The sequence below is a fragment of the Streptomyces ossamyceticus genome (genome assembly GCF_001418475.1).
GTDB classification, from domain to species: domain Bacteria; phylum Actinomycetota; class Actinomycetes; order Streptomycetales; family Streptomycetaceae; genus Streptomyces; species Streptomyces ossamyceticus.
Genome location: NZ_LIQX01000467.1, coordinates 1 through 9,583, shown reverse-complemented (window position 1 = coordinate 9,583; position 9,583 = coordinate 1). Strand labels below are relative to the sequence as shown.

9 protein-coding genes and 1 pseudogene are annotated in these 9,583 nt (G+C 73.2%); 4 read left to right on the top strand and 6 right to left on the bottom strand.

The features are described from left to right. The 3 genes and pseudogenes from AOK15_RS29700 to AOK15_RS47450 form a co-directional block, all read left to right on the top strand. Positions 1-180, top strand: a pseudogene (locus AOK15_RS29700) (cytochrome P450); the annotation flags it as partial. A gap of 289 nt (positions 181-469) precedes the next feature. Continuing rightward, positions 470-1,642: a tryptophan dimethylallyltransferase family protein gene (locus tag AOK15_RS47455; RefSeq protein WP_063799069.1), complete on the top strand. Its 1,173-nt coding sequence runs from the start codon at positions 470-472 to the stop codon at positions 1,640-1,642. Between the two features lie 30 nt (positions 1,643-1,672). Next, positions 1,673-3,040 carry a tryptophanase gene (locus AOK15_RS47450; RefSeq protein WP_055521425.1) on the top strand — a complete coding sequence of 456 codons (1,368 nt, stop codon included), beginning with the start codon at positions 1,673-1,675 and terminating at the stop codon, positions 3,038-3,040. Positions 3,041-3,216: 176 nt separating this feature from the next. On the opposite strand, the gene AOK15_RS29685 is transcribed toward AOK15_RS47450, so the two are convergent. From AOK15_RS29685 to AOK15_RS29665, 5 genes are all read right to left on the bottom strand, one after another. Then, on the bottom strand, positions 3,217-3,831 hold the full coding sequence (locus AOK15_RS29685; protein WP_055521424.1) for a tellurite resistance TerB family protein: 615 nt from the start codon (positions 3,829-3,831) through the stop codon (positions 3,217-3,219). A 112-nt stretch (positions 3,832-3,943) separates the two neighbouring features. After that, positions 3,944-4,516: a hypothetical protein gene (locus AOK15_RS29680; protein ID WP_055521423.1), complete on the bottom strand. Its 573-nt coding sequence runs from the start codon at positions 4,514-4,516 to the stop codon at positions 3,944-3,946. Beyond that, complete coding sequence (locus AOK15_RS29675; protein WP_055521422.1) at positions 4,513-5,892, bottom strand: hypothetical protein; 1,380 nt, start codon at positions 5,890-5,892, stop codon at positions 4,513-4,515. Before AOK15_RS29675 ends, AOK15_RS29680 begins: the two co-directional genes overlap by 4 nt. Continuing rightward, a complete protein-coding gene (locus tag AOK15_RS29670; RefSeq protein ID WP_055521421.1) occupies positions 5,889-6,719 on the bottom strand; it encodes an ABC transporter ATP-binding protein in 831 nt (276 codons plus the stop codon). Before AOK15_RS29670 ends, AOK15_RS29675 begins: the two co-directional genes overlap by 4 nt. Continuing rightward, positions 6,716-7,546, bottom strand: coding sequence for a zf-HC2 domain-containing protein (locus AOK15_RS29665; RefSeq protein WP_055521420.1), 831 nt, complete (start codon positions 7,544-7,546; stop codon positions 6,716-6,718). Before AOK15_RS29665 ends, AOK15_RS29670 begins: the two co-directional genes overlap by 4 nt. A 161-nt stretch (positions 7,547-7,707) precedes the next feature. On the opposite strand from AOK15_RS29665, the gene AOK15_RS29660 reads away from it, so the two are divergent. Continuing rightward, a complete protein-coding gene (locus tag AOK15_RS29660; protein ID WP_055521419.1) occupies positions 7,708-8,916 on the top strand; it encodes an RNA-guided endonuclease InsQ/TnpB family protein in 1,209 nt (402 codons plus the stop codon). A gap of 13 nt (positions 8,917-8,929) precedes the next feature. On the opposite strand, the gene AOK15_RS29655 is transcribed toward AOK15_RS29660, so the two are convergent. Next, on the bottom strand, positions 8,930-9,433 hold the full coding sequence (locus AOK15_RS29655) for an RNA polymerase sigma factor (protein WP_201452813.1): 504 nt from the start codon (positions 9,431-9,433) through the stop codon (positions 8,930-8,932). Positions 9,434-9,583: the final 150 nt, after the last annotated feature.

Sequence of the window (9,583 nt, the reverse complement as noted above, 5' to 3'; positions counted from 1 at the left end):
CCGGGCCCGTTCCACCGGGCGCTCGCCGTGCTGCCGTGCCGCTTCACCCCGCAGGTCGTCCACCGGCCCACCCCGCCGCGTGCGCAGGACACCGGACGGACCGACCACCAAGCGGCGGCCGGCCGTCGGGCGGAGCGGTCGGGTGTCTGGAGTTCCTTCCTGTCCTGGTTGAAGGGGTGATGCACGCAACAGGCGCAACTTCCAGACACTGCATGAAGATTCAACCTAAGGGGTAGTAACGCGGCGGCATTCGTGGTGACTAACGAAACAAGGGAGGTGTCGTGGACCACGTTTCCGACGACGCCGCTGCTCGACCTTCCGCCGCACACCACCGCTCCCGACGGCGCGGCCCTCTGGGGAACGAAGGCTCTCCTGGGGGCGTGACCGCCCGTCAGTTACCGCACGACGAGATACCCGCCGAGGTCGGCGGGTATCTTTCTGTGTCCCCCCGCACCCCGGGGGGCCTGTTGTGAGCGGGCCCGGCGCCGTCGAGGCGCGGGCGACCAAGACGCTCGGCGGTCTCGTGACAGGCCAGTTGCTGCGGTTGTGCCAGGTGTCGGGGATCGACGAGGCCGACGCCGAGACCTATGCGCGGGTGCTGACCGACGCGCTGGCCGGGGTGGCCGAACGGTCCCTGGACCTGCCACCCCCCGCCCGGACGTTCCTCTCCGACGACTCCACACCGGTGGAGTTCTCGCTGTCGTTCGTCCCGGACGGGCCCCCGGCCCTGCGGGTGCTGCTGGAACCGGGCAGCGGGACCGAGAGCCTGCGGGACAACGGCCGGGCCGGGCTGGCGGTGGTCCGCTCGATGGCCGAGCGCTGGGGCTTCGCCACCGGCCAACTGGACGTGCTGGAGGACCTGTTCCTCCCGGACGACCCCGAGGGCCCGCTGGCCCTGTGGATCGCGCTGGAACTACGGCCCGGCGGTGTCCCCAAGGTCAAGGTCTATCTGAACCCGGCGGCGCGCGGCGCGGACCGGGCCGCCGAAACCGTACGGGAGGCGCTGGACCGACTCGGCCACCGGGGCGCCTTCGACACGCTGCCGCCCGGCGACGGCTACCCCTTCCTCGCCCTCGACCTCGGCGACTGGCAGGCGCCCCGCGTGAAGGTGTACGTCACCCATCGCGAGCTGAGGGCACCCGACGCGGGCGGGCTGTCCCGGATGGGCGCCGGCCCCGACGCCGAGGTGCTGGAAGGTTTCCTCCGGCAGACGGGCGGCTACGACGACGGGACGCCGGGCCCCGAGGCGCGGTTCGACCGGCGGCCCGTGCTGACCTGTCACTCCTTCACCCGGACGACGGGCGGGCCCACCGGCTTCACCCTGCACGTCCCGATCCGGGGGTACGTCCCGCACGACGGGGTGGCGCTCGACCGGGCCATGGCCGTCCTCGCCCGCCACGGCGTCGACCCCGCCGTACTCGAACGGGCGCTGACCGCCGTCACCCCGCGCGCGCCGCGCGACGGGCGGGGGCTCATCGCGTACGTGGCGCTGGCCCACGAACGGGGCAGACCGCCCCGCGTGACGACGTACCTCTCCTCGGAGGCGTACGAGGTCCTGCCGCCGGCCTCCCCGCCGCCCCTCCAGCGGGCGCCCTCCGGCACGGCACGCGAGCCGGTCCCCGGCACACCAGCCATCAGTTGAGTCCACAGAGCAACAGGAGCACAGACCACAGTGGAGCCCTACCGCATCAAAGTCGTCGAGCCGCTCGCCCTCACCACCCGTGAGCAGCGCGAGGAGGCGCTGAAACGGGTGGACTACAACCTCTTCGACCTGCGGGCCGACGAGGTGACCATCGATCTGCTCAGCGACTCGGGCACCGGCGCCATCTCCGCCGCCCAGCTCGCCGCCGGCATGGAGGGCGACGAGTCCTACGCCGGCTCGCGCTCCTTCTACCGCTTCCACCGGACGGTGACGGAGCTGACCGGCTTCCCGCACATCCTCCCCGCCCACCAGGGGCGCGCCGCCGAACGCATCCTGTTCTCGACGCTCCTCGAACCGGGCGGCATCGTGCTGGCCAACACCCACTTCGACACCACCCGCGCCAACGTCGAACTCTCCGGGTGTCAGGCTCATGACCTGCCCTGCCCGGAGGCCAAGGACCTCGACAGCGAGCAGCCGTTCAAGGGGAACATCGACCTCGACGCACTGCGGACCTGGCTGGAGGGACCGGACGCCTCCCGGGTGCGCGTGGTCGTCATGACGATCACCAACAACGGCGGTGGCGGGCAGCCCGTCTCCATGGAGAACCTCAAGGCCACCGCCGCGCTCTGCCGCCGCCACGGCGTCCCCATGATCCTGGACGCCGCCCGGTTCGCCGAGAACGCCTGGCTGGTGACCCGCCACGAGGCCGCCTACGCGGGCCACACCCCGCGCCAGGTCGCCGAGGAGGCGTTCCGCCTCGCCGACGGCTGTGTGATGAGCGCCAAGAAGGACGCCATCGTCCACATCGGCGGCTTCATCGGACTGAACGACCCCGTGCTCGCCGAGAAGTGCGAACGGCTCCTCATCGCCACCGAGGGCTTCGCCACCTACGGCGGACTCGCCGGCCGCGACCTCGACATGATGGCCGTGGGCCTGCTGGAGGTGACCGAGCCCAGCTATCTCGCGGAGCGGGCCGAGGTCGCCACGCATCTCGCCGGGCGGGTCCGCGCGGCGGGCGTCGACATCCTCGAACCGCCGGGCCTGCACGCCCTCTACCTCAACGCCGGGCGGCTGCTGCCGCACATACCGCCGCACCACTACCCGGGCCACGCCCTCGCATGCCGCCTCTACCTCGAAGGCGGGATCCGTTCGGCGGAGCTCGGGTCGCTCTACCTCGGCGAGGAGGACGAGGACGGCAACCCGATCAAGAGCGCGCCGTACGAGCTGGTGCGGCTGGCGCTGCCGCGCCGGGTGTACACGCGCAGCCACTACGACCATGTCGGCCGGACCCTGGAGAAGATCGCCAAGGACGCCGGTTCGGTGCACGGTTTCCGGATCGTGGAGCAGTCGCCGATCCTGCGGCACTTCCGCGCCAAGCTGCGGCCGGTGACCGGCTGACGACCGGTCCCCGGACACCCGCGACATGAAGCGACCCCAGGCCGAAGGGCCTGGGGTCGCTCCCCGTCCGGGGTCCCGTCACGGGCGGACCCTCACGGGGGATTGCCACGGTGGCCCGTCACGGGTGCGACCGTCACGGGTACGACCGCAACGCCTGGCCCGTCACGGACGGACCGTCAGAGGCCGAACTCCTGCGTGGGCAGCCCGAGCACCCCGCACGCCTCGCGCAGGACCTGCTCCTCGGCCGGCGCGATGTACCCGTCGGCGCCCGCGACGACGAAGCCGGTCTGGACGACCGCACGGGCCTCCTGAGGCTTCTTCGCCGCCTTGGCGATCTCCTGGAGCACGGCCGCCTTGCCCTGCTGGAAGTTGAACGACAGCTGGTCCACGTGCTTGTTGAACCGCTGCCGCAGCTGGTCCGCGGGGAAGTTCTGCAGCACGTCGTTGTTCAGGATCAGCGACTCCACGTGCTGCCGCTCGGCCGGGTCCACCGTGCCGTCGGCGGCGGCGACCAGCGCGCACATGGCCATGCTCGCGTCACGGTAGGCGCCGCTCTTGAGCTCCGTCTTCAGCGACGTCAGCTGGGACTTGAGGGCGCTGACCAGCTGGGCCTTCGAACCGCCGGACCCGCCCGGCCGTCCGTGCCCATGGCCCTGGCCCTGGCCGTAAGGCTGGCCCGGGGCGTGGCCGTGTCCCTGGCCGTGTCCCTGACCCGGTCCGCCGAGGCCCCGTGACTGTGCCTGCTGCTGCAGCCCCTTGGCCTGGTCCTTGATCCGATCCCACATCGCCATCCGTGCCACCTCGGCTTCAGCCCATGTCGTCCAGCGTCCGCGCACGTTCCACGCGTCACCCTGCCAACGGCTGCCGCACCCCGTGAAGTTCCGCCACCCGCCGACGGAAGGGTCACCGTCGCGGTCCCGCGAGCGCGTACACCGTGGTGCCGAGGGCCGCGAGGACCACCGCCGTCCAGGTCGCGGCGGGGGTGCCCGGCGGCAGTAGCAGCCAGCCGGCCACCTCCTCGGGCAGGCCCTCCGGGGACGGGGTGACCATCGAGACGGCCAGCCAGGCGATCGGCGGCGTCCACGCGTATCGCGCCCCGAACGCCGCCGCCCCGAAGGCCGCCAGCCCCGTCAGCCCGGCCGCGTCGCGGACGAGGAACCCGGCGGCCGCCAGATCCTCGCCGAACATCCGCAGGACCAGCGGCACCGCGCAGACGACCGTGCCGATCAGCAGCACGTGCGCCGTCCGGCGCAGCCTCCAGCGGATCGCGGCCGTCCGGTCCAGCGCCACGTCCTGCCCGCCGAGCCCGACGGAGGCCACCGTCGCCCCGGCGGCGAGCGCGAGCACCGGCAGCAGGGGCGCGCTCCGCCCGTCGCCGTTCCCGGCGAGCGCCCACACCGCGACCGCGCCGACCAGCACCGCGGCGAGGGAGGCGGGCACCTGGCGCGACCGCGCGTACAGCGTCAGCCACCTCACCCGGACGCACCGCCCTGCAGCACCGTCAGCACGTCGCCCTCGCAGGTGACCGCCGCGGCGTGCGCCGCCCTGATCCGTGCGACCTGCTCGGACCAGCGCAGCCCCTCCAGCTCCCGGAACACCGGGCGGGCCGTGGCGAGTTGCTCCTCCGCGGGGTGCACGGTGCCGCGGATCGGCTCCAGCTTCCCGAGGGCCCAGCCCGCCACCACGCTCTGCGCGGCGGTCTCGCCCAGTGTGCCGCTCTCCTGCTGGCTGCGCGCGAAGCACGGCGGCGCGATGCCCTGGGCGACCAGCGCCCGGGTCAGGTCCTCGCCCCCGGCGCGGGTGAAGGCGTCGTCGTCGAAGTCGACGAGCACGGCCGTACGGGACCGCTGGGGCCGCTCGATGAGCCCCCGCGGAGTGGTGGTCTCCCGGATGGTCGTGGGCGCCCGGTCGCCGAGGGCGTTGTGCAGCAGGCCGAGCGCCTTGCGGCCGGGGCCCGCGAGCCCGTCCAGACGCGCCTCGTGGACGCGGGCCACACACACCTGCCCGTCGCAGACCTGCGCGGCGGCGGCCTCGTCGACGACGTACGTCCGGCGCGGGTCGGACGGCAGCACGAGCAGGGCGATCGCCGCGCCCGCCACCACGGGGGCCAGGGCGAGCAGCCGGGTGCGCGGGGTCACGGCGAGCAGCAGCGCGAAGCCCGTCGCGGCCATGCCGAGCAGCCACACCGTCTGGCCTAGGTGCACCGGGGCGGACAGGGTGAGCAGAATCTCCCGTACGTCCGCGACCGTCGGCGACAGCAGCACCAGCCGGTTCGGCAGGGCGGACGTCGGCACCGCGGTGTCCGACCACTGCCGTACGAAACCGGTGAACAGGAAGGCGGCCACGGCCAGCGCGGGCGGGGTGAGCGGGGACGGCAGGGCCCGTGCGATCCCCATGCCGAGGACGGCGCCCGCGACCAGGGAGAATCCCCCGACCAGCGAGATCGGCAGCCAGCCCAGGTGGTGGTACCGGGCGTGGGTGAGGACCTGGGCCGCGCCCTGGAGGACGAAGAGACCGAAGGCCAGGGTCAGGGTGAGCGTGGTCGCGCCCGCCGTCACGGCCGCGCGGTGCCGGGCGGGCCGCGGGGTGCTCGCCAGCAGCTCGGAGACCTTCGAACGGTGGTCGCGCAGCCCCTGGAGCGCCCCGAGCGCCACGGCGAGCGGCCACAGGAAGATCAGCAGGGTGCGGGTCCACATCGCCATGGACGTCCACTGGGCCGTCCACAGCGCGGTGCCCTTCCACCAGGGCCCGCTCAGCAGATACAGGAACCCCAGCGCGGTCACCAGGATCACGGCGCCGGCCCACGGGGCCACGGACCGCCTCAGCTCGATACGCAGGACACGGCCGTTCACCAGGCGCCCCTCTCCCCGGCGGAGCCCTGGAGCAGCGCCGCGTAGCCGCGCTCCAGCGGACTGTCGCCCACATGCTCGGGGCCGCCCGCGGCGGCCAGCTCGTCGGGGGTGCCCTGGAAGACCAGCCGGCCCTCCGCGAACAGCACCACGTCCGTGCAGGCGGCGGCGACGTCCTCCACCAGATGCGTGGAGACGACGACACAGGTGTCCGTGCCCAGCTCCTGGAGCAGCTGCCGGAACCGCACGCGCTGCGCCGGGTCGAGGCCGGCCGTCGGCTCGTCGAGGAGCAGGACGGTCGGGTCGTTGACGATGGCCTGGGCGATACCGGCCCGGCGCACCATGCCGCCCGACAGCGCCTTCATCCGTTCGTCGGCGCGGTCCGCGAGCCCCACCCGCTCCACGGCGCGCTGCACGGCCGCCGGGATGTCCGCCTTGGGCACCTCCTTCAGCCACGCCATGTACTCGACGAACTCGCGGACCGTGAACCGCTTGTAGTAGCCGAACTCCTGCGGCAGATAGCCGATCCGGCGCCGCAGCGCGCGGTGCTCGCCCCGGCCGCCGACGGACTCGCCGAGCAGCTCCAGGGTGCCCGCGGCGGGGCGCAGCACGGTCGCCAGCGCCCGGATGAGGGTGGTCTTGCCCGCCCCGTTGGGCCCCAGGAGGCCGTGGACGCCGGTGCCCAGCGACAGGTCGAGCCCGTCGACGGCCATGCGTTTCCTCCCGACCTTGACCTTCAGCCCGTTCGCCCGGATCTCCCAGGCGTAGGCCGTCGGCGCGATGTCGGCCGCGCTCACCGTGGACATGTGATGGTCCTTTCCGATGGTCATCGATGGGCTCCCAGCACGGAGTACGCGCCCCTGCGGGCGATCACGACTCCGAGGCCGAGAGCGAGGATCAGTCCCCACACGGGCAGTCCGTCCGTGCGCAGCGCGACCGCGGTACGGCCGTCGGCGAGGGTCGGCGCGACGATCACGGCGGCCCACACCACCACCAGCGAGACGGCGGCGCGGGTCACGCCGATCACCCCGCCGAGCGCCAGCGTCGCCGAGGTGAAGGCCAGGCAGGGCAGCAGCCACTGCGCCACCATCACCCCCGTCGCCCAGCCGCCCACCAGCAGCGCGGGCACCACCACCGCGAGCACGGCCACGGTCCGCCGCAGCACCAGCTGGAGCCCGGCCCGGGGGACCGAGGCCGTCAGCTCGTACGCGGGGTCCAGGCCGCGCGCCCACGAGGCGGCGACTCCGAGCACGGGCAGCACCGGGGCGAGCACCAGCACCGGGGACACCTCACCGGATCCCGGGCCGGGGCTGCCGCCGAGGAGGTCGAGCAGCAGGGCCGCGAGCGTCACGGCGGCGGCCATGGCGAGCCACGGCACCATCGCGGGGGTCGCCCACCGCGACAGCCACGCCGGCCGGCGCCGGCGGCGGGGCGGCGAGGCGGCGACCGCCACCTGAGGTTCCAGGCCGGACCACACGGTCTCGACCAGGGACGCCACGCCGGGCACCCCGGCGGTGACGGCGGCCGACAGCCGGTCCCGGCAGACCGGGCACACCTCCAGATGGGACTCCACGGCCCACACCTCGTCGTCCGGGAGGCCGGCGGCGCCGCGCGCGTAGGCCTCGATGATCCGCGTCGACGCGTGTTCCACGGTCATCGGGTCTCTCCTTCGTGGATACCCCGGCCTTCAGGCCGGGGAGGAAACGAAGCCCCTGCGGAGCAGGGCAGGAAAAGCCGGTTCGCCGCCAGGGCGGACCGGCGTGCACCGCCCACCAGCCGACACCAGCCGCTCACACGGAATCTGATACGGTGTGAGATATGAAGCGGCAGGTCAAGCGGGCTTTCAAGTACCGCTTCTACCCCACGGACGAGCAGGCGGCTGAGCTGTCGCGCACGTTCGGCTGCGTCCGCCTCGTCTACAACAAGGCACTGGAAGAGCGCACGCGGGCCTGGTACGGCGAGCAGCGCCGTGTCTCCTACGTGCAGTCGTCCGCCGCGCTGACGGAGTGGAAGAAGACCGAGGAGCTGGCCTTCCTGACGGAGGTGTCCTCCGTCCCGCTCCAGCAGGCACTGCGCCATCTTCAGACGGCGTTCGGGAACTTCTTCGCCAAGCGGGCGAAGTACCCGCGCTACAAGAGCCGGAAGAAGTCCCGGGCGTCGGCCGAGTACACCCGCAGCGCCTTCAAGTGGCGCGACGGGCAACTGACTCTGGCGAAGATGGCCGGGCCGGTGGACATCCGTTGGTCGCGTCCGCTGCCCGAGGGGGCGGAGCCGACCACGGTGACTGTGTCCCGCGACAGCGCCGGGCGCTGGTTCGTGTCCCTGCTGTGCGCGGACACCATCACTCCGGCCCCCGCCACCACGAACGCGGTCGGCCTGGACGCCGGGATCACCTCCCTGGTGACCCTGTCCACCGGCGAGAAGATCACCAACCCCCGGCACGAACGCCGTGACCGCGCCCGCCTGGCCCGCGCACAGCGGGAGCTGTCGCGGAAGGCGAAGGGCTTGGCGAACCGGGAGAAAGCCCGGCGCAGGGTCGCCAAGATCCATGCGCGGATCGCCGACCGGCGCCGCGACTTCCTGCACAAGCTGTCGACCCGACTCGTCCGTGAGAACCAAACGGTCGTGATCGAGGGCCTCGCCGTCCGCAACCTGCTGAGGAACGGCAGGCTCGCGCGCGCCATCTCCGACGCGGCCTGGACGGACCTCCGCTCGATGTTGGAGTACAAGTGCGCCTGGTACGGGCGCGAACTGGTCGTGATCGACCGCTGGTTCCCCAGTAGCAAGCTGTGCGGGGCCTGCGGCACGGTCGCGGCGAGGATGCCGTTGAACGTCCGTGAGTGGACGTGTGACTGCGGCACGGTGCATGACCGTGACGTGAACGCGGCACGCAACATCCTGGCCGCCGGGCTGGCGGCGTCTGCCTGTGGAGACGGTGTAAGACCTCAACGGGAGTCCTCCCGGACGGGGCGGTCGTCGGTGAAGCAGGAACCCCAGCGGGCGACCGCTGGAATCCCCCGCCTTTAGGCGGAGGAGGAAGTCAAGCCAGTGCCTTCCGCATCGCGAGCCGGGCCCGGCGGGCCCGGGTCTTGACCGTGCCCTCGGGCAGCCCGAGCAGGACGGCGGTCTCCCGGACCGACAGTCCGTCGAGCACCATCGCCTGCAGTACCTGCCGCAGCTCCGGCGCGAGGCGCCGCAGCGCGTCCCCCACGTCACCGCCGACGGTGGCCGCGAGCGCCTCCTCCTCGGCGGCGGGCGCCGCGTGGGGGAGGGCGGCGGTCGGCGGCGGCTGCGCGTGGTGGGCCCGCCGCCGGAACGCGTCGACGAGGCGGCGCGCCGCGATCGTCCACAGCCAGCCGACGGCCGTGCCGCCCACCGCCGCCCCGGCGAACGCGCCCGCCGCGCGCCACACCGCCAGATACGTCTCCTGCATGACCTCGGCGACGATCTGCTCGTCCGCGCAGCGCCGCCGCAGCCGGACCGCGAGCCATGGCGCGGTCCGCCGGTACAGCTCCTCGAACGCCGCGCGATCACCACGGGCCACCAGCCGAACGAGACGCTCCTCGTCCGGCTCGCCACCCCGTCCCTTCCTGACTGCTCTCACACCCCCTAGACGCCCGCCCCCGGCGGCGGGTTTTCCCGGGGGAGTGATCCCCGTCACACGCGGACGGCCGCGCCCCCTCCCCGGGCGCGG